General features: G+C 43.7%; 19 protein-coding genes and 2 riboswitches. Of the genes, 9 read left to right on the top strand and 10 right to left on the bottom strand.

Features of this window, described 5'->3' with window-relative positions; all coding sequences use genetic code 11:
• Nucleotides 1-17: 17 nt before the first annotated feature.
• The gene (locus JMX96_RS04100) at nt 18-881 is read right to left on the bottom strand and encodes a hypothetical protein (RefSeq protein WP_201567494.1); all 864 of its coding nucleotides are present in this window, start codon (nt 879-881) and stop codon (nt 18-20) included.
• 485 nt (nt 882-1,366) lie between these two features.
• On the opposite strand from JMX96_RS04100, the gene JMX96_RS04095 reads away from it, so the two are divergent.
• On the top strand, nt 1,367-3,181 hold the full coding sequence (locus JMX96_RS04095) for an FMN-binding glutamate synthase family protein (protein WP_201567492.1): 1,815 nt from the start codon (nt 1,367-1,369) through the stop codon (nt 3,179-3,181).
• 105 nt (nt 3,182-3,286) lie between these two features.
• Nucleotides 3,287-4,099, top strand: coding sequence for a phosphodiester glycosidase family protein (locus tag JMX96_RS04090; RefSeq protein ID WP_201567490.1), 813 nt, complete (start codon nt 3,287-3,289; stop codon nt 4,097-4,099).
• A gap of 216 nt (nt 4,100-4,315) precedes the next feature.
• Here JMX96_RS04090 and JMX96_RS04085 read toward each other — a convergent pair whose 3' ends face one another.
• The 5 genes from JMX96_RS04085 to JMX96_RS04065 form a co-directional block, all read right to left on the bottom strand.
• On the bottom strand, nt 4,316-5,533 hold the full coding sequence (locus JMX96_RS04085) for a globin domain-containing protein (protein WP_201567488.1): 1,218 nt from the start codon (nt 5,531-5,533) through the stop codon (nt 4,316-4,318).
• Between the two features lie 311 nt (nt 5,534-5,844).
• On the bottom strand, nt 5,845-7,068 hold the full coding sequence (locus JMX96_RS04080; protein WP_201567486.1) for a vWA domain-containing protein: 1,224 nt from the start codon (nt 7,066-7,068) through the stop codon (nt 5,845-5,847).
• A 153-nt stretch (nt 7,069-7,221) separates the two neighbouring features.
• Nucleotides 7,222-8,085: an AAA family ATPase gene (locus tag JMX96_RS04075; protein ID WP_057760758.1), complete on the bottom strand. Its 864-nt coding sequence runs from the start codon at nt 8,083-8,085 to the stop codon at nt 7,222-7,224.
• 298 nt (nt 8,086-8,383) lie between these two features.
• A complete protein-coding gene (locus JMX96_RS04070; protein WP_201567484.1) occupies nt 8,384-8,980 on the bottom strand; it encodes a hypothetical protein in 597 nt (198 codons plus the stop codon).
• Between the two features lie 261 nt (nt 8,981-9,241).
• Nucleotides 9,242-9,562, bottom strand: coding sequence for a YcgL domain-containing protein (locus JMX96_RS04065; RefSeq protein WP_057760762.1), 321 nt, complete (start codon nt 9,560-9,562; stop codon nt 9,242-9,244).
• A 249-nt stretch (nt 9,563-9,811) separates the two neighbouring features.
• Nucleotides 9,812-9,951, top strand: a riboswitch (glycine riboswitch).
• Nucleotides 9,952-10,020: 69 nt separating this feature from the next.
• Nucleotides 10,021-10,169: riboswitch (glycine riboswitch) on the top strand.
• A 168-nt stretch (nt 10,170-10,337) separates the two neighbouring features.
• Here JMX96_RS04065 and gcvT point away from each other — a divergent pair.
• From gcvT to JMX96_RS04040, 5 genes are all read left to right on the top strand, one after another.
• Nucleotides 10,338-11,519 (top strand): glycine cleavage system aminomethyltransferase GcvT, encoded by a 1,182-nt coding sequence (gcvT, locus tag JMX96_RS04060; RefSeq protein WP_201567482.1) that lies wholly within the window; start codon nt 10,338-10,340, stop codon nt 11,517-11,519.
• A 117-nt stretch (nt 11,520-11,636) separates the two neighbouring features.
• Nucleotides 11,637-12,017 carry a glycine cleavage system protein GcvH gene (gene gcvH / locus JMX96_RS04055; protein ID WP_201567480.1) on the top strand — a complete coding sequence of 127 codons (381 nt, stop codon included), beginning with the start codon at nt 11,637-11,639 and terminating at the stop codon, nt 12,015-12,017.
• Between the two features lie 353 nt (nt 12,018-12,370).
• Nucleotides 12,371-13,129, top strand: a complete 759-nt coding sequence (locus JMX96_RS04050) for a nitroreductase family protein (protein WP_201567478.1) — start codon at nt 12,371-12,373, stop codon at nt 13,127-13,129.
• Between the two features lie 64 nt (nt 13,130-13,193).
• Entirely contained in the window at nt 13,194-16,091 is a 2,898-nt protein-coding gene (gcvP, locus tag JMX96_RS04045; RefSeq protein WP_201567476.1) for an aminomethyl-transferring glycine dehydrogenase, read from the top strand.
• A gap of 207 nt (nt 16,092-16,298) precedes the next feature.
• Nucleotides 16,299-16,988 (top strand): esterase/lipase family protein, encoded by a 690-nt coding sequence (locus JMX96_RS04040; protein WP_201567474.1) that lies wholly within the window; start codon nt 16,299-16,301, stop codon nt 16,986-16,988.
• Nucleotides 16,989-17,083: 95 nt separating this feature from the next.
• On the opposite strand, the gene JMX96_RS04035 is transcribed toward JMX96_RS04040, so the two are convergent.
• The 4 genes from JMX96_RS04035 to JMX96_RS04020 form a co-directional block, all read right to left on the bottom strand.
• Nucleotides 17,084-18,424, bottom strand: a complete 1,341-nt coding sequence (locus tag JMX96_RS04035; RefSeq protein ID WP_227676903.1) for a ribonuclease D — start codon at nt 18,422-18,424, stop codon at nt 17,084-17,086.
• Between the two features lie 135 nt (nt 18,425-18,559).
• Entirely contained in the window at nt 18,560-19,153 is a 594-nt protein-coding gene (recR, locus tag JMX96_RS04030) for a recombination mediator RecR (RefSeq protein ID WP_057760773.1), read from the bottom strand.
• Between the two features lie 117 nt (nt 19,154-19,270).
• Nucleotides 19,271-19,600, bottom strand: a complete 330-nt coding sequence (locus tag JMX96_RS04025) for a YbaB/EbfC family nucleoid-associated protein (protein ID WP_045445429.1) — start codon at nt 19,598-19,600, stop codon at nt 19,271-19,273.
• Nucleotides 19,601-19,711: 111 nt separating this feature from the next.
• Nucleotides 19,712-20,986, bottom strand: coding sequence for an O-succinylhomoserine sulfhydrylase (locus JMX96_RS04020; protein ID WP_201567472.1), 1,275 nt, complete (start codon nt 20,984-20,986; stop codon nt 19,712-19,714).
• Between the two features lie 446 nt (nt 20,987-21,432).
• On the opposite strand from JMX96_RS04020, the gene JMX96_RS04015 reads away from it, so the two are divergent.
• Together JMX96_RS04015 and JMX96_RS04010 are read left to right on the top strand one after the other, a co-directional pair.
• Entirely contained in the window at nt 21,433-23,067 is a 1,635-nt protein-coding gene (locus tag JMX96_RS04015) for a phospholipase D family protein (protein WP_201567470.1), read from the top strand.
• 223 nt (nt 23,068-23,290) lie between these two features.
• Nucleotides 23,291-24,595 carry an MFS transporter gene (locus JMX96_RS04010; RefSeq protein ID WP_201567468.1) on the top strand — a complete coding sequence of 435 codons (1,305 nt, stop codon included), beginning with the start codon at nt 23,291-23,293 and terminating at the stop codon, nt 24,593-24,595.
• Nucleotides 24,596-24,633: the final 38 nt, after the last annotated feature.

The raw sequence follows: 24,633 nt of genomic DNA, 5'->3' as shown, positions 1-24,633 counted from the left end.
TTTCCTTTTATTTTTTATTATCGATTTGGCTGATTGTTCAAACTGGCGTCATGCACCCATAGTCCTGCTCGACCAATGAAGTAGGTATGGTTGTCTGCCACCTCAAAATTATAGACAGTTGCCTGATATAAAATATGTTCACCTTGCGCGTTGGTCAATTGATTGAACATACGCATGGTGCCTCCATTATCTTCAATATGTTGACCCAAATAGCCTTTCTCCTGATAAAAGCTAATGTCATCAACATATCCCATACCCTTATATTCTACTTCGCTGTAGTCGAGCATATGCGCTTCGGCATCTTGTACATAATCATCGTAGTAGTCTTCATGATAGTGCTCTTGATACCAGTAATAATTTGGATTGAATTCTAAATTATCATTAGCGACTTGATAGGTAGGTTGTACACGCTCAACGGTATACATTACGCCATCAGTATTCACAGCAATTTCATACTGCTGTAGTTCATCCACACGTTTAAAGTGAGGCTGGTCATAGAACTCAATGTCCGCCTGTGGGTTTTCCATGGCACCAACGATCCAAACAGGGTGATTGGGCGTCGCTAGAAAACTACTAAAGCGGCTAGCTGCTTGAATTTTTTCATCGACAAGCAGATAGTTGTGAATATCAAAATTTTCATCATCTGGTTTTAATCTATAAGGCGAAGTATTATTTTTCTCTAAACGCACGATCCACATCTCTTTGTCTTCATGCATAAAGGTCTTGACCACAGGATTATACTCTATGTCACCGCTACCATCTTCAGGCTTGGAGAGTACAGGCTTTGATAAAACTAAGTCGCCCACTTCGATATCTTGAATAGGTACTAACCCTTTATCCGTATGAACGAGCGTTCCTGCCACGAATCCTGTGTTATTCATGTCTTATCCTTTTTAATATTATCGTTTTAACCCATCAAACCTCAGCCCAAACTTTAGCAGATACTTACGCAGTCGGTCGCTGTCGTTATTGCTTTTCAGCTGAGTTCTGGAGTTGGCGTACAGATAGCGCCCAGCCGCCGCTTGGTTTCTATGATTAATGCAAATCTCAATCACATATGCCAATTGCACCGCATCAAATGGATCAATAGTTGTCAGCATGTCTTCATCTAGATATTTTATTAAAATATTATGGCTACCCTGCTCGATGGTTTTGCTGTTTAAAGTAACATATGGGCTATTTTTAATCACTTTATTGCATATACTGTCATTACTTATTTGTGCAATCGAATTAATGCCGCTCCTAATGAAAGTGATTTTGGCAAGCTGTTACCCATTGATACCGACGTAATGACGTCATGCGTGTATGATGTACGCGACAAATGTAAGCATCTTATCTATATCAATCATTACTATTGAGCCTCGTTATGCCTGAATCTCGTACTAATCTAAACCCTGAACCCAAAACCAGCTCGCCGTATTTTATCGGATTATTACTTCGCTATAGCACGTTTGGCGCGGCGATTTTAATTCTATTGGCGGGTTTATTATTGGTAAGTTGGTGGCTGATTGTGATCGGTGGTTTGGCTGTGGCACTTGGTATCTATGATTTGATTCAGTCTAAGCATGCGATATTGAGCAACTACCCTGTCGCTGGACATATTCGCTATGTATTAGAGGATTTCCGTCCTGAGATACGCCAGTACTTGCTTGAGGACGATAAAGAACAAGTGCCGTTTTCACGCCAGCAGCGTGCGCTAGTCTATCAACGTGCTAAGAACGTCAGTGACACCAATGCCTTTGGTACGTTGGATAACCTCTATACTCATGGTAAAGAATGGTTTTTGCAATCCACCATCAGTGCACCACTAGAGAACAAAGATTTTCGTATCATGGTCGGCGGTGAGCGTTGTCAGCAGCCGCACGATATGTCGGTATTCAATATCTCCGCGATGAGCTTTGGCAGTCTGTCAGCGAACGCTATCATGGCACTTAATCAAGGCGCAAAACTCGGCGGCTTTACTCATGACACAGGCGAAGGCGCTATCAGCCCCTATCATCGCAAGTTCGGTGGTGATTTGATTTGGGAGTTGGGTACGGGTTATTTTGGTTGCCGCGATAATGATGGTAACTTTGATCCACAGTCTTTTGCTGAAAAAGCCGTCGATCCGCAAGTTAAAATGATTGAAATTAAGCTTTCACAAGGTGCTAAGCCTGGTAAAGGTGGTGTCCTACCCTCTAGTAAAATCACCCAAGAGATTGCCGACACACGCCAAGTACCTACAGGTCAAGACTGTATCTCGCCCTCTTCGCATACTGCATTTAGTACCCCACGCGAGTTGGTCGCCTTTTGGCAGCAGCTACGCGACCTATCGGGCGGCAAGCCAGTTGGCTTTAAGCTATGTATTGGTCAGCCGTGGCAATTTATGGCGATTGTCAAAGCGATGATAGAGACGGATAACTATCCTGATTTTATCGTTATCGATGGTGCAGAAGGCGGCACAGGTGCAGCGCCCGTCGAGTTTATGGACAATGTCGGCATGCCAATGGTCGAAGGGTTTTTGCTAGTACATAATACCTTAGTTGGTGCAGGCATTCGTGACAAAATTAAGCTTGGCGTCAGTGGCAAGATAGTCTCAGGCTTTGATATTGCTCGCATGATTGCGCTAGGTGCCGATTGGTGCAACTCAGCACGTGGCTTTATGTTTGCAGTCGGCTGCATTCAGTCGCGCTCTTGTCATACCAACACTTGCCCGACGGGTGTGGCAACCCAAGATCCATATCGTCAAAAGGCGCTCGACGTCCCTAGTAAGGCTGAGCGTGTTGCAAGTTTCCATAAAAACACGCTAAAATCGCTTGCCAGTATCGTAGGCGCGGTCGGTTTACAGCATCCTAGCCAATTGCAGCCGTACCATATCGCACGCCGCTTAGACGATGGGCAGATTAAGCTGTTATCCAAGTTTTTCTATTTTGCTGATAAAGGCGCATTACTTGATCATAGCGCTCGTGCCGACGTATTTAACCAGATGTGGGTCATGGCAAACCCTGATAGCTTCTTAGCCAATAATGATGCGCTCATTGCCTATAACAAAGACTCGCGCGATAAGGGTAAAGAAACTGGCGCGCCAACAGAACACAGCGCTGGGTATAATTCTGAGCATTTGACCAACCTCACCGATGGTGGGCGATTAATTGGTAATGTGAACAATACAATCCGTGACTTCCCGCCTACTAGCGATTGAATAAGCTCCTGAATTGTTGTACTTAAAAGGTAGTAATGAAAGTGTAATTAAGCAGTAGATAGCAACCAAACTTAAATAATTTGTACATTAAAAGACGCGTGATTGATGCCAAGTTCTATTTTTACCTTATCCCTATCAACGATAGTGCTTACGCTAGGCCTTAGTGCCTGCCAGCAGACAAATCCTGACGCAGTTAGCAGCGACACCGATAGCTGGTCGTGCCAGACTAAAGACACGCCTTTTACTTATAGTGTTTGCCGTGTGGATGCTACCGCATTAGCGAGCGAGCGTTATTCCTTACAACTGTTTTGGCAATCCTCTGATAACAATGAGCCTCTGCTGACCTTTGATGCGTTATTGGCCGCATTACCGAATAATGAGACCCTCAACTTTGCGATGAATGCGGGCATGTATAATGAAAACTATGCACCGATTGGCTATACCGTTATCGAAGGCAAAGAACTCAAATCGCTAAATACAAAAGAAGGTGGCGGTAATTTTCATCTATTACCTAATGGAGTTATGTGGTGGGACAAAGCTGGCAACGTGCAAATCACCGAAAGTAATGCGTTAGATGAGTTACTGACAGAGGGCAAAGCACAGCCTTGGTATGCGACCCAATCAGGCCCCATGCTCGTCATCAATAACGAGATACACCCACAGTTCAAACCTGATAGCACCTCACTTAAGATTCGTAATGGTGCAGGCGTGTGTGATGATGGCAGCATACAGTTTGTGAATAGCGATGAACCCGTCACGTTTTATCAATTTGCATCCCTATTTAAAGACAACTTAAGCTGCCCGAATGCACTGTTTTTAGATGGCGGAATTGCATCGGCATTATATGCGCCTAGCATCGATAAGCATGATAAAAAAGAGATGGGCGTCATGATTGGTGTGGTTGAAAATAAAGAGTAATGTGTCCTGATATTCTTTATTTTCAACTAAGATTAAAGAAGCACTTAGCATGATTATTTCACGCTAAGTGCTTCTTTATAAACGTTTATTTTGAATACTATAGTCAAAGAACTCTAAAATGGCTACAAGGCAGCCGACTGCAGATTGTACAAATAGTACATCTAAGGAGGGTAACGCCGTAGCGGTTTAGTAGTTCACCGACTATATGTTAAAAACTTAACCACCCAAGCTCATCTTAGGGCCAAACGGTTCATAATGGACACTATCGACACCATGATCTAATCCCACTAACCCATCAATCATACTTTCCATAAACGGCATTGATCCACATACATAGATATCAGCAGGCTTAGGCAATGTTTCAAGCCATGCAGCATCTAATAACTGTCCTAACTCAAAGTAAAAAATATGCTTTTCTACGTTCTCAGCCTTAGCAAGTAATGCCTCTACCTGATCAGAGAAAGCATGATGGGCGATATTTTGACATGCATAAACCCAAATAATAGGACGTTTAGGATTGGCTAATACTTGCGCCTCTAGCATAGACAGTACAGGCGTCACCCCGACTCCTGCACTCATCAACACCAATGGAATCTCATTCTGGTGTACCAAATCTTGATTGAGCGCAAAGTCACCAGCTGGTGCCGATAATAAAACCGTGTCACCGACTTCTAGTTGGTCATGCATATAGTTAGAGACCAACCCATGATGCTCATTACGGCTGTCACGTCGAACCGCAAACTGAATGCCTGCATCAGTACTGGCAGAGTATAGAGAATAATGGCGCAAGGCTATATGGTCGCTGTCTTTTGGGTCTGTTTTTACTGTGATATATTGACCAGCAGTTAAGGTTAACTTGCTTAAATCAATATCTTGAGCGTTTGCTAAATCATTGCCTTTATTGTTCTCACTCTTATCGACTGGTACCACGGTAAAGGCTGCGATATCTGTAGCGACCGCTTCCTTTTTAATTACCTTAAACGGTGCAAACCCCTGCCACATTGCTTCTTCATACATACCATGTTCAATCTGGATAAATACTGAGGCAATTTCATTATAAGCTTCTGTCCAAGCATCAATAATGTCATCGGTAGCTGCCTCTCCTAGCACTTCTTTTATCGCCCCAATTAGATGTTTGCCGACGATAGGATAATGCTCAGGCAATATCTGTAAGGCTCTATGCTTATGGCTAATCTGAGTCACTTGTGGCAACAACGTAGCCAGTTTGTCCAAGTGCTTGGCAGCGGCCAATACTGTCATTGCTAGTGCCGTTTGTTGTCTTCCCAATTTTTGATTGGTTTCATTAAAAATATCTAACAGCTCAGGATGCTCGTTAAACATATTTTTGTAAAACACAGTGGTAATCGCAACGCCATGCTCTTCGAGTACAGGAACAGTTGCGGTGACGATTTCTAACGTTTTTGGTGAGGCCATGTTGTTTCTCTTAGTCATTAACTACATTGATAAACTGAGATGTCAAAAACAATCTGTCTAAATTGGTAATAATGAGCAGACCTTTTTACAATGGTCATCAAAATTTTTAGCAAACCAACTCGAAAGATTTATAACATTCATTTAAAATGAATGTTAACACACTTTACTAAGCATACCAATATACAATCAATATAGAGTTCATTGGCACCGACAAAAAAACAGCCGCTATGTTGTCATAACGGCTGTTGTTATAAGGGTTTAAGCTGTGTTAACAGATTTTATTTATTCATCAATCGGGCTGAATATTAAAATCACCGTGCCATATATTGAGTCATTTCTTCAACACCATGTAGCGTCATCGGATACATCTTATTTTCGAACAGCTTTTTAATTTCAACGATGGTCTGCGTATATTGCCAATACGATGGGTTTTCAGGATTGAGCCAAGTTACTTTATCAAAATGCTCCAGTACGCGTTTCAACCATACGATGCCCGCTTCATTATTCATATACTCTACGCTGCCGCCTACTGTCATCAGCTCATAAGGTGACATCGATGCATCACCGACGAAGATGACACGATACTCACGGCCATATTTATTGAGTAGCTCAAAAGTTGGCATCGGTGCACTATGGCGACGATTGTTATCCTTCCACACATAATCATACAAGCAGTTATGAAAATAAAAGAACTCTAATGTTTTAAATTCATTTTTTGCCGCAGAAAACAGTTTTTCGAGCGCTTCAACATGGATATCCATACTGCCACCCACATCAAACAACATCAGTACTTTGACACGGTTACGGCGCTCTGCCTGCATGTGTATATCGAGCACACCCTTTTTTGCCGTACGCTTAATCGTCTCATGAATATCAAGCTCATCAGCACTACCGGTCCGTGCAAACTGACGCAGATTGCGTAGCGCCATTTGAATTTGGCGAGTACCGAGCTGATTGTCGTCATCGAGATTGCGATATTTACGCTGCTCCCAGACTTTTGCTGCGCTACGTTTGCGAGACTCACCACCGACACGCACGCCTTCTGGATGGTCACCATAGGCACCAAATGGCGAAGTGCCGCCCGTCCCTACCCATTTACTACCACCTTGATGACGCTCTTTTTGCTCTTTTAGACGCTCTTCTAACACCTTCATTAGCTCCTCTAGCGAACCATATTTTTTGAGTAATCGACGTTGCTCTTCTGTCAGATTTTTTGGGTCTAGCTTCAAGTCGAGCCATTCTTTGGGCACGTCCGTCAGCTTGGCCAATAATTCATCCAAATCTAAACTGTCGACGCCTTCAAAATAATCCGCCATGGCTCGATCGAACTTATCAAAATGGCGCTCGTCTTTGACCATGCACAGTCGAATCAGCCGATACATATCTTCGCGGCTAGCAAAAGTAGTCAGTGCTGGATCTTCAGGATGCGATTGCATCATCAGCCCTTTATCTAGCGCGGCATTGAGATCGAGCAGCTCGCGCGTACTGACTGGCACGCCGTAAGTACGCAAGGTATAGAATAGTTTGATAAACATAAGAGTCGTATCACTTATTGGCTGATATTATTATCTGGTGATATTGCTGATATCATTAATTGGTACAGTTACAGGTTGAGCATTTGCATTGACTTTCACATCAGACATCCGATATCGGACACAAGATATTAAAGCCCACGCAAGCGGCAAACATTAGCGACGCATCATATTGGCAAAACGCTGTAATAAACTCACATCGGCCTCGTTTTTGAGCAACGCACCGTATAGAGGCGGGATAGATTTCTCACCGCGCAGATTTTCTTCTAGCTCATCCTGAGCCATATCATCAGCAAGTAACAAAGTTAACCAATCAACCAACTCAGACGTTGATGGCGGCTTTTTAAGACCTTGAATACCACGCAGTTTATAGAAGATATCCAATGCATCATTGACCAGTTTTTCTTGAATATCTGGAAAATGCACTTCGATGATTTGGCGCATGGTTTCTTCTTCTGGGAAGTCAATGTAATGGAAGAAACAACGACGCAAAAACGCATCTGGTAGCTCTTTTTCATTGTTTGAAGTAATAATAACCACGGGACGCTGCGCCGCAGTAATAGTTTCGCCAGTCTCATAAACATAAAAAGACATCTTATCAAGCTCATGTAGCAAATCATTTGGGAACTCGATATCGGCTTTATCAATCTCATCAATCAGTAGTACGCTACGCTCTGTACTGGTAAAAGCATCCCACAGCTTGCCCGGCTTGATATAGTTGGCGATGTCATAGACCTTATCATCACCCAACTGCGAATCGCGCAGGCGTGATACTGCATCATACTCGTACAGTCCTTGCTCAGCCTTAGTCGTCGATTTGACGTGCCAAGTAATCAATGGCATGCCCAAACTTTCAGCGACTTCTTCGGCGAGCAACGTCTTACCTGTGCCAGGCTCACCTTTGATCAGCAATGGCTTTTGTAAGGTCATGGCGGCATTTACGGCCAGTTGCAAATCATCGGTAGCAATATAACTACTGGTACCAGTAAAGTTTTGCTTAGTATTGTCAGCTGTGGTCATAATCAGATCTCGATTGTTGTTATAGATAAGTTGTTATAAATGGATAGGTCTAAAACATAAATGACTAATAAAGGATAAATTAGTAAAGAATAAATTAGATTAGCACAGCCTGATGCATTGCCAAAATACTCATGCGTTCGCATTTATTAACAATTGTTATGTATAGTTCATAGTGAGCTATTATCTATATGCTTAATAAACAATCTGGCACAAAAAAAGACACGCAGCGGTGTCTCTTTTTCGGGTATCAAATAACTTTTAAGACAGTGATTTTGTCTCAACGCCTAGCTTATTTTTATCACTTATCAGACTTATCGCTATCTGTTCTTTTAGCCAACGTACTGTCTTTTTTTAAGCTTACATTAGTGTCAGGCTGTTCGGTTACGGTAGCGCCTTCTGGCAAATAGCTGCCTGTGGTCATTTGTAACGTGGCCTGCGTATCTTCTGCGCTGCGGCTACGTGCTTTGTCTAAACTTGAAGCAAATGCGCTGCGTATCAGCTGCCATACAAAACCAACAAACAGCCCTGCGACCAGTATCACCAATATCGGCAACATATTGGCAACCGCACCTGCGTAATCTTTCATCATCACAGCATAGACGACGCTAATACTGGCTGGTGCAAGCTCGCTCGGATCACCAAGCGCTGTGCCTGGTGCTAATAATACTGCAAACAGAACCATCCAGCTCATACCGCCCAATGGTTTTGGCAGTACACGAGCAACGAGTATCCATAGTACTAGTACCAAAACAGCACCGCCCAGATAAGCATACATCGGCAAATCAGCGGGCGGGACATCCTTTACCATTTGGCCCCACCAAATGGCAATCTCACCGAGAATGTCACTGATAGACTCTAGCGGTAAGCTATGTAAGATATTTTTTAACCAGTCCATGCGTGTTTATTTACCTGCGTTTATCGCCGATGACACAATCTGTGTCTAGCGGTATATGTGCGTTCTGTAGAACCAGAATGAGGCCAACTACATAATGAACTTATGCATTATGTAGGCTTATATGTACATTGCGTAGGGTGTCAGTTTATCACGACTCTCTACTCAAATGCATGTGAGCAAGTGTGTCGTAGGTTTTTATCGACGTTATTTTCAAGGTAGCGCATTGATATGTCCTACCACAATTACTTGCTGACAAATCTATTAATTATAGATGCTGTCCTGCGATTCACGAGCACGCAGCTCTGCTTGGCGGCGCATCACGTCTTGCGGCGGCAACTGCACAAAGTAACCTTGAGACTGCAGTTTTGCCAGTACTTCTTCTTTATCGACGCGAGCGAGCTTATCTTTAGTCGACAAGTCCAAATGCATGACGAACTTACTACGACCTAAACCTGCACGGAAATCTTTTGGTAACACACCAAGCCAGTCTTTGATTTCATCAGTATCATCAGGATAATCAGGACGCGCAATGTAGATATACATGTCGTCGTGTTTGGGAAATTTATAAATATCGCAATGCATAAAAACCACCTATCAGAAACTATGGGCGTAGGTTAGCATATTTCAGGCAAATACCAGTAGTCGCTTTGCGTTTTGCTATGGTAATTTTTGTCAAAACACACAGATAAAACGCTGATATGAGCGATAAAAATATCGTTGTAAAACATAACCTATTTAACAGACTGCCCTATCAAAACATTATTTTTGCCAAATTTATTTATTTTAATGGCTTTGATGACTTGTAAAAGCGCTTTGAACCTTTCATAATAAAAGCGTTTTTCAGGAGAGAGTTTATCAGCATCGTTTTTGTATTAAACCCTATTGGTTATACAACTATCGCAATTGTTAGATAACCACCGAAGGCGCATCCACCCTGCCAATCGCTCAGGTAAAAGGACTGAAAAACGCATGTCACTGTTGTTTGATAGTGTTTAGTAGCATGACGCTCACAGCGCACTACTTTTTTATCAAACATAAGGCATAACAAATCTGGAGAGTGGTAAGAACGGACGACGTCTTACCCACCGAAGGGGAGAAAATACGCTATCATCAACGATTGGGCTCATATAACTGCCCAAAAATGATGATTCGTGTTGAAAATCTCAGGTCACAGGACAGATAGGGCTTTAGCTTAAACTGACGTATAGCGTCTGTTTGGCTTACGTCTTCATCTTTGCTTTCTGTGTCACCCTTTGATGTGATATTTGCACCTTGCAATATTGCTTCTCGCTACTTTTACGTTGCGCATCACTCCTTACTCTGCTGAGTACGACTGATGTACACATAAGGATTTGTTATGACTGATACCCATTCTCAAGACTCTAGCAGTAACCAAGCTCCTCAGCGCACCCCTTTTTACCAGTCTCATATTGATAGTGAGGGCAAACTGGTCGATTTTTCTGGTTGGGAATTGCCAATTCATTACGGTTCACAAATTGAAGAGCATGAAGCGGTACGTACAGATGCAGGTATGTTTGATGTCTCACATATGGTTGTGACTGACATCAAAGGCGCTGATACCAAAGCTTGGCTACAAACACTGCTCGCAAACGATGTCAACAAACTCACTACCGCTGGTAAAGCGCTATACTCTGGCATGCTCAACGAGCAAGGCGGCGTCATCGATGATTTGATCGTCTACCTGATGAATGCAGAAGAAACTGAGTACCGTATCGTCTCTAACGCAGCCACTCGTGATAAAGACTTAGCACAATTTAATAAAGTCGCCGAAGGTTTCAATATTGAGATTACCGAGCGTCCTGAACTTGCCATGCTCGCCGTCCAAGGTCCAAATGCTATTGCAAAACTGGCTCAAGCCAAACCAAGTTGGGCAGATACCTTAGCAGCACTAAAACCTTTCGTTGGTGCTGACTTGACCGATATCGAAGGCACTGATTGGTTTGTAGCTCGTACTGGCTATACTGGTGAAGATGGCGTCGAGGTCATTATGCATGCCGATGATGCGCCTGCTTTCTTTGAGCAGCTAAAAGCAAATGGCATCAAACCTGCTGGTCTTGGCGCGCGTGATACCTTGCGTATGGAAGCGGGCATGAATCTTTATGGCCATGATATGGACGAGACCATCAGCCCTTACGAGTGCAACATGGGCTGGACGCTTGCACTAAAAGACGATCGTGCCTTTGTCGGCCGTGAAGCATTGGTCAGCAAACGTAAGCAGTCAAAAGAAGACAATACTGCTATGAAGCAAGTGGGTCTGCTATTGACCACGCGTGGTGTATTGCGTGAAGGCATGACGGTGACTATCAATCAAGGCACTGACAATGAGCAAACTGGCATTATCACCAGCGGTACATTCTCCCCTAGCCTAAAAAACTCAATCGCGATTGCCCGTGTACCTACCAGCTTATCAGAAGATGACAGTGTACAAGTCGATCTACGCGGCAAAGGTAAATTCGTCGATGTACGCGTACTGAAGCTACCTTTTGTCCGTAACGGCAAGCAACAGTTTGACTCTTAGGTCTTATAAATTCTATCATTAGAGCGCGTTGTCATTTTACACACGATTATAAAAATGACGACACGCCTAGCCTCCATTATTTTTGTTAATTAACCTCTATCACTTAGGAGAGAGACCATGAGCAACATCCCAGCAGAGCTAAAATACATTGCGAGTCACGAGTGGCTACGCCTAGAAGACGACGGTACGATCACTGTTGGTATCACTGACCATGCTCAAGAGCTATTGGGTGATGTGGTATTCGTTGAGCTACCAGATGTAGGCGACATCATCGCTGTTGATGACGAAATCTCAGTTGTTGAATCAGTAAAAGCGGCTTCTGACGTTTATGCACCGATCTCAGGTGAAGTGGTTGCTATCAATGAAGGCCTAGAAGATGATCCTGAAATCATCAACTCTGACCCATATGGCGAAGGTTGGTTCTTCAGAATGAAGCCTGACAACATCGCTGACTACGAAGCACTGATGACTGCTGACGAGTACGAAAGCGACTTATAAGCTAAGCACGTAAGCTAAGCATGCTCTCACAAGACATTAGCATTTGTAAGACTTTAGCTCGTACAAAGTACTAGCCCCGACTAAACATCATAGATACTGGCAGCAGCTGGTATCTATACTCTCTATTTAAACTGTTTGAACAACCTTTCTCATTAAAAGTATTGGCTCATTGACCATGCTTGTTATTTGAAAGCAGCTTTATATGTAGATCTCCAACAATCATTATCGTCCGATGTTATTGCTACCAAGCGTTATCTCATTGACTCGTATTGATCACCTATTCGAATCCCAATGAATACGTGCTATCAATAACGACGCAAACTGATAACCCAATTCTCAGCATGGATCCTAATATGAATGCCAACACCGATAATAAAGACCCCATTGCCACACCAAACCATACGCCACAGCTACAAGCATTTCGCGATATCGTAGAGTCACGCCGTTCCGTGCGTCGTTTTACTGACACACCTATCCCTGACGATGTATTGGCAGACTGTCTGCGTTTGGCCATGCTAGCGCCAAACTCTAGCAACCTACAGCCGTGGGAATTTTATGTTATCGATGATGCTGACAATCGCAAACGCGCTGTCAAAAACTGCATGAATCAAAACGCAGCAAAAACATCAGCCCGTTTGATTGCCATCGTTGCTCGTACGGACATTTGGCATGATCACGCTAAGCAAGTATTGCGTGAATACCCTGATCAGCCAGTGCCAAAGAAAGTGAAAGACTACTACAACAAAGTCGTCACAATGGACTTTTTGCGCGGCCCAGCCAACGTGGTTTCGGCTGCGAAATGGGGCGCGACGCAAGTGGTCAGACGCGTAAAGGGCCCAATCAAGTCGCCTTACTATACGTTTGAAGACACCAAAAACTGGGCAACCAATAACACCGCACTTGCCGCCGAAAACCTCATGCTAGCACTACGTGCTCATGGGTTTGATAGCTGTGCAATGGGCGGCTTCGATGAGCCTGCTATGAAGCGATTACTAGGTCTGGGCGACGATCAGCATATCATTATGATGATTGGCGCAGGTGAACGTGCTGACAATGGCGTTTACAACACTCAGTTCCGCTTTGATCAAAAACAGTTTGTGCATTACGTATAACGTACCGCTCACACTATTCCCTTAATTGCTATTTTGTTTATTATTCCCTTAACCAAGGATTGTCATGACTATCTCTCAAAACCCATCGTTTGATACCTTTCAAGGATTGTTCAACGAAGCTGAATTTGTCTATCGCCACTTAGGTTCGAACGAGACCAAGCAAGCTGACCTACTCAGCGCTGTTGGTTATAAAGATATGCAAAGCTTTATCAATGACACTGTGCCTGAGCCAGTACGTTTGCACAAAGAATTGGATTTGCCAGTAGCGATGAGTGAGCACGCTGCACTTGCCAAACTGCGCACGATGGCAGACGACATCACTGTCAACAAAAGCTATATCGGTCAAGGCTACTCTCCAGTTCGTATGCCTGCGGTCATTCAGCGCAACGTTCTTGAAAATCCAGGTTGGTATACCGCTTATACGCCTTACCAAGCGGAAATCGCTCAAGGTCGTCTAGAAGCACTGCTGAACTTCCAACAAGTATGTATCGATTTGACGGGTCTTGAGTTAGCTGGTGCATCATTGCTTGATGAAGCGACAGCAGCGGCAGAAGCGATGGCGATGTCAAAGCGTGTGAGCAAAAGCAAATCAATGCAGTATTTCGTCGATGAACGCGTCTATCCACAAACACTAGATGTTATTAATACTCGTGCGAAATACTTTGGTTGGGAAGTGGTTGTTGGTGATTTTGAAACCGCTAAATCTGGCGACTATTTCGGTGCGCTATTCCAGTACGTTGGTGCTGAAGGTGACGTTAAAGACTTAACAGACGTCATCAGTGCAGTAAAAGAAAACAAAACTTACGTCAGCGTCGTCAGTGACATCATGAGCTTGGTGTTATTAAAATCACCAGCCGATATGGGTGCAGACGTAGCGCTAGGTAGTACTCAGCGTTTTGGTATTCCAATGGGCTTTGGTGGTCCGCATGCTGCTTACTTTGCGTTCTCTGATAAAGCCAAACGTTCAGCGCCTGGTCGTATCATTGGCGTATCAAAAGACGCACAAGGCAATACAGCTCTGCGTATGGCTCTACAAACGCGTGAGCAGCATATCCGCCGCGAAAAAGCCAACTCAAACATCTGTACCTCACAAGTATTGCTAGCCAACCTCGCTGGTATGTATGCGGTATATCATGGCCCAGGTGGCGTGAAGCGTATTGCCACTCGTATTCATGCGTTTGCCACTGCGTTTGCTGATGCTATCACAGAATCTAACGACAGCAGCTTGAGCGTGGTACATGATCAATTCTTCGACACAGTCGTGGTTGATTGTGGTTCAGAGAAATTGGCTACTCAAATCTTTAAAAATGCAGACAACGTTGGCTACAACTTATGGCGTTTAAGCGACACCAAATTGAGCGTTGCCTTTAGTGAAACCAGCGATCAGCAAGACTTCAACACTTTGACTCAGCTATTCGTCAACAAGTCACACGATCTACCTGAAACAGCTCGCGTCTCACTTGATAGCGCACACCTGCGTACGGATGACATCTTGACTCATCCAGTATTTAACTCGCATCACACCGAGCATGAAATGCTACGCTACCTAAAGTCGCTTGAAGACAAAGATTTGGCGATGAACCGCAGCATGATTTCACTGGGTAGCTGTACTATGAAGCTAAATGCCACCAGTGAAATGCTACCGATTACTTGGCCTGAGTTTGCCAATGTGCATCCTTTTGCTCCGCGCGACCAAGTTACTGGCTATATCGCAATGATCGATAGCTTGCAAGATCAATTAAAAGCCATCACTGGTTTTGATGATGTCTCTATGCAGCCAAACTCTGGTGCCTCTGGTGAATATGCTGGTCTGTTAGCGATTCGCCGTTATCATGAGTCATTGGGCGAAACTAATCGCGATGTTTGCCTAATTCCTATGTCGGCGCACGGTACCAACCCTGCTACCGCTATGATGATGGGTATGCAAGTGGTCGTGGTCAAAACTGATGAAAACGGCAACGTTGATATCGACGATTTAACCGCCAAATGTGAAGAGTACAGCGACCGCCTAGGTGCTTTAATGATCACTTACCCATCGACGCATGGTGTGTTCGAAGAAGGCATCCGTCATATCTGTGATTTGACCCACAAACATGGCGGTCAGGTCTATATGGACGGCGCGAACATGAATGCTCAGGTAGGCATGATGCAACCTGCAGACGTTGGTGCTGATGTATTGCACATGAACCTGCACAAAACCTTCTGTATCCCACATGGAGGCGGTGGTCCAGGCATGGGCCCTATCGGTATGAAAGCGCATTTGGCAACGTTTATGGCCAACCATACCTTGAGCCCTGTACACAATGCACAAAAGGACTGCTCAGCAGTATCAGCAGCACCTTATGGTTCAGCGAGCATCTTACCTATCTCATGGATGTACATTGCTATGATGGGCCGCGATGGTCTATTAAAAGCAACGGAGTTGGCATTACTTAACGCAAACTACGTGGCAGCTGAATTAAAAGGTCACTACCCTGTCCTATATGCTGGCAAAAACGGCCGCGTAGCTCACGAATGTATCATCGATATTCGTCCGCTAAAAGAAGAAACTGGCATCACGGAAAGTGATATCGCTAAGCGCTTGATGGATTATGGTTTCCATTCACCAACGATGAGCTTCCCAGTCGCTGGCACGCTTATGATTGAGCCAACAGAGTCTGAGTCAAAAGAAGAGTTGGATCGCTTTATCAGTGCGCTAAAATCTATCAAAGCTGAAGCCATGAAAGCCAAAGCTGGTGAAGATAACTGGACGCTAGAAGATAACCCGTTAGTCAATGCACCGCATACGGCTGCTATGATTACTAGTGAAGAGTGGACGCATCCTTACAGCCGTGAGACTGCTGCATTCCCACTGCCGTACATTCGTGCAAACAAGTTCTGGCCAAGTGTCGCGCGTGTCGATGATGCGTATGGTGATAAGAACCTAATGTGCTCTTGCCCAAGTATCGAAAACTATATGTAATTATCATTTTCGATAGTTATTCTCTGTAGTAAAAAACCTCCAAGTCAGCAGCTGACTTGGAGGTTTTTATTTGTCTGACTTTTTATCTATTACATTAGCAGGTAATATTATAAATAAAATAAACAATAAGAACTCAGTGCGATAAAAGCTTATATTGATAATAAGCTATTTATCTTAAATTTCTGAAGCAATCATTTGGACAATGCTATGCAACATAAAGCGCCTAAACAAAAAACTCGCGTCATTCTAATCCACGGGCTACATCAAACCCCATGGATCATGCGGCCATTAGCCAAGCGCCTGCAAGCAGCAGGATTTGATACCCATCAGTATGGCTACCGTAGTATGCGTGATGGTATCAAAACCAATAGCGCTCGCCTAAATAGCTGGCTAAAAACAAACCATCACCCAGATTATCCTATAGATTTGGTCGGGCATAGTTTAGGTGGTTTGATCATTCGTGACTTTGTCGCTCAGTATCCAAAATGGCAAATTGGACGTTGCGTGACTCTAGGAACACCGCATATAGGTAGTGTTTGTGCAGATTATATCTGGCGATTGACTCCTGTTGTCGTAGGTCGCTCATATGTCGACGCACTCGACGGTACAGTCGCACCACTGCCCAAACATATGACGCTAGGCGTCATCGCTGGCAACCGCCCTTATGGTCTAGGTCAGTTATTTTTGCAATATCACAATCGCAAACTGCGCAAATCTGACAAGCCACCCCTTAATGAGCAGCTTGCACATGACGGGACAGTATATATAAAGGAAACGAAAATAGAGGCTGCAGCTGATCATATTGTCATGCCAGTCTCACATACTGGCATGCTAGTAAACCCAGAGGTCGCCGAGCAGACTCGATACTTTTTAGAGCATGGACAATTTAAACGCTAAGAGCTGTATGAATACTTGAGTGTCAGTTTTCAGTCTTATCGAACGCTTCCTTATTAAACGACGCCTTATCGAACGCTGTCTTATTGAACGCTGCTTTATTGAACACGAATACCCATGCCCTGCTGCAGTTCAGTTTTATGCTTCTTGATGACTGGAATTAAGGTTCTAACAACCCAGTCGTTACGCCAACCTTTTAGCCCTTGTGGCAGTTCGCTCACGTCTTTATCAAGAGCAACCACTTCATACAATTGCCCTAGCCATTTTTTACGCATCAATACACTGGCAGGTATACCGATTTCGCGCGCATGCTCATCAATCGCTTGCTGCACTGCTTTTGAGAGTACTTTATTTTTTGAGCGATATGGCGGCACTAGACAGTCTGGATGCTCTGTAGGCGGTAGACTCTTGGCATCTCTGATTACTTTCAGCAGCTCTTCGCCATATAGTCGCAGCATACTACGGTGCATGGTCGTTTTATGTGCTAGCTCGCGCATGCTGTTTGGTTTTTCAGTGACTATCTCTCGTACTGCTTGTTTTTTTATCACAAAGGTACGGGGTTGATTGGTTGCACGTGCCAGCTCTTCTCGCCACGTAGCCACCCCTTTGAGTATCGCCATTTGCTGCGAGTTATAGCGATAATCTGCCATCGTAAGATACATCGCTTCATCTTCGACGTGCTGCGAGTCATACAAATCACTGGCATAGAGCTGACAGTCAGCCCAAACATAATCATATAAACCTTGAGCCTTAAGCGCATGCTCGATACTGAGATATAGCGCTGGCAAATAACGCACATCATCGATAGCATATTGCTCTTGTTCATCTGTCAACGGACGCTGGAGCCAATCAGACTGACTATGTTCTTTATCAATATGCATATCTAGCTGATCAGCCAGTGCCTGCTGATACCCCATTTGTAATTGACCGGTTAGATAAGACAACGCTATTTGCGTATCAAATATATTGGTCAACGGTGGACAGCCAGACAACAGATAAAAAATGCCCAAATCTTCGCCGCAAGCGTGCCAGATAGCCACATCTACTTTGCGTAGCGCTTCCCAAAGATCAGCCAATTGCAACTGTGGTGCATCCAACAAATAAACATGATCGCCAGTATTCAGCTGCACCAGTGCCAAACGTGGATAATAAGTATCACGCTTGATAAACTCAGTATCTAAGGCCACGCGTCCACAAGTCGCTAAGGCATCGATAACCTCATCTAAATCGCTTTGCTTACGTACCCAAGTAATAGCGACGTCATCGGCAATATCCAATAGTGAATCAATATCTAGCACCTCAGCATCTGGAGTATTAGACACTGACTCAGATGAAGTGGCTGCTGACATTGGCTCAGTATTAGCGGCTTCTTGCGATGAGCCATCATTGATATCAGAAGCATTTAATTGAGCTGAGGCGTTTGAAACGTTATTGGACACGGGCAGATACCTGCATTAATAGGAGAAAATAAAACGCTAAACCGCGCCTTAATAAAATTAAAAGATAAACAATAATAAAGTAATTATAGCAATTCCAAGAAATGAATTGGGTAAGACTTTGAAGCAATCAAAACATTATAAAAAAGAACGATTTTGCATGGCTTGACCAAGCGTCATACTATCCAGATACTCAAGCTCGCCGCCCATCGGGACGCCTTGTGCTAAACGCGTCACTTTATTGACATGACGACTGACAGCCTCACTGATAAAGTGCGCCGTAGTCTGACCTTCGACAGTCGTACCTGTTGCCAGTATGAGCTCTTCGACAGGTTCTTGCTTCACTCGCCATACGAGCTGATCAATATTTAAGTCATCGGCGCTGACACCATCAATTGGCGATAGATGCCCGCCCAACACAAAATAACGTCCACGATAGCCAGCTGTCTGCTCAATCGCCATCACATCTGCTGCTGTCTCGACCACGCATAGCAGACTGTCATCACGTCTAACGTCTTGGCATAGCGGACATACAGCCTCATCACTAAAGCTATGACAACGTTGACATTCAACAATATCACGCATGGCTTCATCTAGTGCTTGGGCGAGCGCCATGCCTTGTGGGCGTTTTTTACTGAGCAGATGTAACGCCATTCGTTGGGCACTTTTTTGACCGACGCCTGGCAATATACGCAGCTGTTTGACCAGCTGATCAAATTTGGCTGTAAGCAAAGTAGCTTCCTTTAGTTGACTTTATCTAACTGAATTTATAAATCGTAGCTATAAAAATGGGGTCGTATCGTGTCGATAACAACCCCATTTTTGTCTTTAGTATGAAGTATTTAATGCTTAAAACATGCCTTGCATACCTGGTGGCAGACCCATACCTGAAGTCGCGCCAGCCATGGTTTCTTCATATAGTGCATCTGCTTGACGAACCGCATCATTGATAGCAGCAGCGATAAGATCTTCAATCATATCTGGCTCATCTTCTAACAGACTTGGATCAATAGTCAAACGCTTAACCACATGACGACCAGTCATCGTGACTTTAACTAAGCCACTGCCCGCTTCTGCTTGTACTTCTTTATTAGCAAGTTCTTTCTTAGCGTTTTCAACGTTTGCTTCTACTTTCTTTTGCATCGTTTGTGCTTGTTGCATCAATGCTTGAATGTTCATAGTTGCCTCTTTTGTTATTTATGGTTTGTATTTTATGCTAGTGCGTATAGTAATGAATAATTAATAACGTAAAGTTAATGCAATGCGTTAGTGCAGATTATACCGTTATCTTTACAAACTGTCTAAACCACGTGCCAAGTCTTTGATAATATCTTCCACATCTTCCAGACCTACCGATAGACGAATCAGACCGTCTTTGACACCAGCTTCGGCACGAGCTTCAGCAGTTAGACGGAAATGCGTGGTGGTTGCAGGATGAGTAATCGTGGTTTTGGCATCGCCCAAGTTATTGGTGATAGAGACCATTTGTGTTGAATCAATCACATGCCACGCCGCTTCTTTGGTATCACGGCTATCAGATGCCTTGACTTCGAAGCCCATGATAGCACCGTAACCATTTTTCATATGATGCTGACGTGTGGCAAGTTCGTGCGCAGAATGGTCACTCAAGCCTGAGAAATGCACGGTACTGACATTAGGATGATTGACCAAAAATTCTGCCACTTGATTGGCATTTTGGCAATGCGCTTGCATACGCAATTTGAGCGTCTCAAGTCCCTTAGTAAATACCCAAGCATTAAATGGACTCATGCTGATACCGCCCGAGCGCACCACGGTAAATGCTTCTTGCATCAGCTCATCACTACCGACCAACGCACCGCCTAATACTCGACCCTGACCATCCAAATATTTGGTCGCAGAGTGAATGACCACATCCGCACCCAAATCTAATGGGCGCTGCAATGCTGGTGTCGCAAAGCAGTTGTCAACGACGAGTAATATGTCGTTGGCTTTACATAGCTGACTCAGATAACCGATATCACAAATCTGCGCCAATGGATTACTTGGGCTTTCGCAATAAATCACCTTGGTATTTGGTTGAATAGCATTGGCCCATGCCTCATTGTCGAAGCAATCAACGTAGCCGACTTCAACACCAAACTTGGCCATATAATTATTAAATAGACCGATAGATGAGCCAAATAACTGGTTGGCCGCTAGCAAATGGTCGCCCGCTTTTAGATATGCCAAGCACATGGTCAAAATAGCGCCCATACCAGAGGCCGTCGCAACCGCGCGTTCACCGTTTTCTAATGCAGCTAAACGACGCTCAAAAGTACGTACACTTGGATTGGTATGGCGAGAGTAGACATTGCCTGTTTTTGTACCGTCAAAATGAGCAGCGGCATCAGCGGCTGAGCGATAAACGTAAGAGCTGGTGGTAAAAATAGGCTCTGAATGCTCGCCTTCGTCCGTACGATGTTGACCTGCCCGCACTGCGATGGTCTGCATGCCATAATCAAGACCTAAATCTAAGGCATCGTTGCGCCAGTTTGGATCTAACTTGTTCAAACTGCTCTCATCATGGTTTTGCGACTGACTCATAAACGTTCCGTTACTTTGGTTGGTATTTTATTGGTTAATACTTTATTGGTTGGTCTTTTAATTGAAATAAAATGACTGCTTATTCTTCTGATTATCGACCGAATCTATCAGCGTTATCATATCATGTCGACTTATTCCGCACAGCTGGTTTCAAATGGCCACTAAATATTATTTTCGAATACCAAAGATGTATCAATTTTAATGCTTAAAATCTGCCACATATACAATTAAACACTACTTAAAAAACAATGATTTCGTGCGCTAAATCTAACAAAAATAACGTATTTATAATAGGCAGATATCGCAACAGCTGCTAAGCTTAGCGACGATTTAGATTTTGCCACGCGTAATACAACAACAGTTTGGTAATTCATCTAACAAGAGTGATTTAAGCACTCAGAATCATTATTTATCAGTACATTTAGGCTCATTAAGGTAAATTCGTTATGTCGATGTTCAGTATAGAACCAAGCAGCTTATCGTTGAGTCTAACCCTAGGACTGACTTTAGGTCTTAGTGCTTGCCAGAGTTTGCCCAAGCAGCCACATTTACCGGAAAGCCAAGCACTATCAGCGCGTATAGAGGCGCTATATTCAGATAAGCAAACGACGCAAGGTGAGCCGATTAAGACCAGCAGTACGGATTTGGTCTCTGCTATTAGTGCGCAGAACGATATTCATCCTGACTTGTCTGGCTATCACCCAATCGTGACAGGAGCAAATGCTTTTGCGGCACGTAGCATCCTGACGGATATGGCCACGCGTAATATTGATGCGCAGTACTATATTTGGCATAACGATCAGGCTGGCCAGCTTCTGTTAAAAGACTTATGGGACGCGGCTGAGCGCGGCGTAATCGTGCGCTTATTGTTAGATGATTTTAATAATAGTGCCAAGTTCGACCAGCATTTATTACGTTTTGCCAGTCATCCCAATATCGCGGTGCGTATTATCAATCCTTTGATGCATCGTAAGTTTCCGACGTTGAACTATGTGACTGGTTTGCCACGTATCAATCGTCGTATGCACAACAAGAGCATGACCTTTGATAAGCAAATTACAATCATCGGTGGGCGTAATATCGGCAACGAATATCTTAGCAATGACCAAAGCAGCCAGTTTGCAGATTTAGATGTCTTACTTATCGGTAAAGTCGTCGCAGATATTGATAACAGTTTTTATGACTATTGGTCATCGCCTTTATCATTTGATATCGAGACCTTAGCGAAATTTGATGATGACGTTACGCCTGATTTTTTAAAAGCTTTAGATAAGCTCGGCCTGGATGAAGAAAACAACGAAGGCAGCAGCTTGACGGTTTATAAAGCTGCGATCAAAGACTCTACGATCGATAGTGACTTGATCAATAAACGTGTGCCTTTCCGTTGGACCGACATGCAGTTCTTAAGTGATGATGTTGGCAAACTAAGCAAAACGGTTCCTGCCGATACCAACTTGGTTCATCAGCTGCGTAACTTGCTTGGTAGTCCAACCAAGAAATTGACGATTATTTCTTCTTATTTTGTACCGACCAAAGATGGCGTCGATACGTTGGTTAAACTGGCTGAAGCTGGTGTCGATATCAAAATATTAACCAACTCATTTGATGCGACCGATGTGACTGCCGTGCATTCTGGTTATAGCCAGTGGCGACCTCGACTGCTTCGTTCAGGCGTCAAAATATATGAACTTAAATCGACCGCTGCTGAAGAAAAGCGTGACAATAAACTGTGGCGAGCACGTAGCCAATCATCGACCAGTTTGCACGCAAAAACGTTTGCAGTAGATGATTATCAAGTCTTTATTGGTTCATACAACGTTGACCCACGCTCTGCCAATATCAATACCGAAATGGGCGTGATTATTAATGATGATGAGCTAGCAAGGCAGCTGCATGGTGCTTTGAGCGACGATCTATTAAATCAAGCGTATGAGGTCAAGCTGCTAGAAAATGGCAACCTGCAATGGCATACCATGGAGAAAGGCGAAAAAGTAGTCTATGACTCCGAGCCACGAGTGGACATGGGTGACCATGTTTGGCTAACCATTATGTCTTGGTTACCCATTGACTGGCTATTGTAAATACATAACTTATTAATTTCGACAATTATAGAAAATTTAGTTTTGCGACTCAGTTGTATTAAGTAAACAAAGTACTATTCAAAGTGCTTTTATTTTAAACACCCAACTTATTGTTTCGGCAAATCATCTTTTATATATCTTGATTTGCCGTTTTTACCATGGCCGGTTATCCAAACGATGATCGTCTTAATGACCACTTTACTCTGTGGATATGTGATCTATTATGCCGTCTCGTTCTCAATACGCCCTAATGTCTACTAAAGACAAAAACATAGTGATGTTCATTAGCTTCATCAGCGCTGTGATATTTTTTGATTTTTTGATTTATTTGTATATCTCAGATATTGTTTCAGCGGCGATTTTTCCTGCTAATGCTGACCCTAGAGTTGCTAAGCTGCAAGGAATGGGGCTTTTTGTTATCGGTTATTTAGCACGTCCAATCGGAGGTGTTCTCATCGGTCGTTATGGTGATATAAAAGGTAGAAAACCCGTTTTATTGCTAAGTATCGTAGTCACCGCATGTAGTCTCCTAGCAATGGCATTTTTGCCCACTTATGCACAATGGGGCATCTTTGCGCCTGCTTTATTCATTTTGTTAAGAATCATACAGGGTATGGCATACGGACTTTATGTTCCCTTATCTTGGGTATTTGTGGCAGAGCATGTGCCTAGGCAGTATTTATCAGTAGCTTGTAGCTACGTGACTGCCAGCTTCTTTGTGGGCGTTTTATTCTCAAATGCATTTTTCATGTGGCTCTCTAGCTTTATGACTACAGCCGAGTTAACCGAGTACGGATGGCGCTTGCCATTTTTAGTGGCCGCTGTACTAAGTGCTTTGCCGTTATTGGTGTGGCGCATGGTTGGAGAGACGCCTTTCTTCTTGGCACTCGTAAAACCGAAGACAGGTAAAAATGCAGGCAAGCCGCTGACGTTACTTTTTAAACATTGCAAACATTCTATTTTTATCGGTATGGTGCTGACGTTAGTAATCTCTAGTATTTCTACTGTTATCGTTTTGCTCTTACCAGACTTGATAGAGATAAACTTTTCGTTGGACAGTGATTTATTCGGATTTTCCCATAGTCTAGGCATCATATTTATCATTTTTGGCTGTATATTCTATGGGATGATTTCTAATCATGAGAATTTTGGTAAAGTGTTGGTAATCGGTTCGATTTTACTGATTGCCCAAATGCTGGCGTTCTTTTACCATTTGCAGGCGGGCGGTGATTATATACTGATCATGTATGCGATTTTGGGCTTCTGTGCTGGCGTGATTGGTATGGTCCCTGCTATCCTTGTAGAGCTGTTTCCGACCAATGTACGTCTAACTGGCGTTGCTTTTTGCAACAATGTCACACAGGGCATTACTGGTGTGCTAATACCTTTTGGTCTTGGATACGCCACGACTCTAGTCAGTTTTTCACCAGCACTGTACATTGCCTTTATTGGCTTTATCGGTATTATCATGGGGCTTTATTTTTATAATTTGCCCGAGTTGAAAAAGATTGACCACGTTATTGTATAAGTAAGATAGTCAATCGCCGCTTTGCATAACGCTTGAAG

Origin of the sequence: Psychrobacter sp. JCM 18900 (assembly GCF_904846625.1) — a bacterium.
In the GTDB taxonomy this organism is placed as follows: Bacteria; Pseudomonadota; Gammaproteobacteria; order Pseudomonadales; family Moraxellaceae; genus Psychrobacter.
This window is presented reverse-complemented; position numbering and strand designations above follow the sequence as displayed.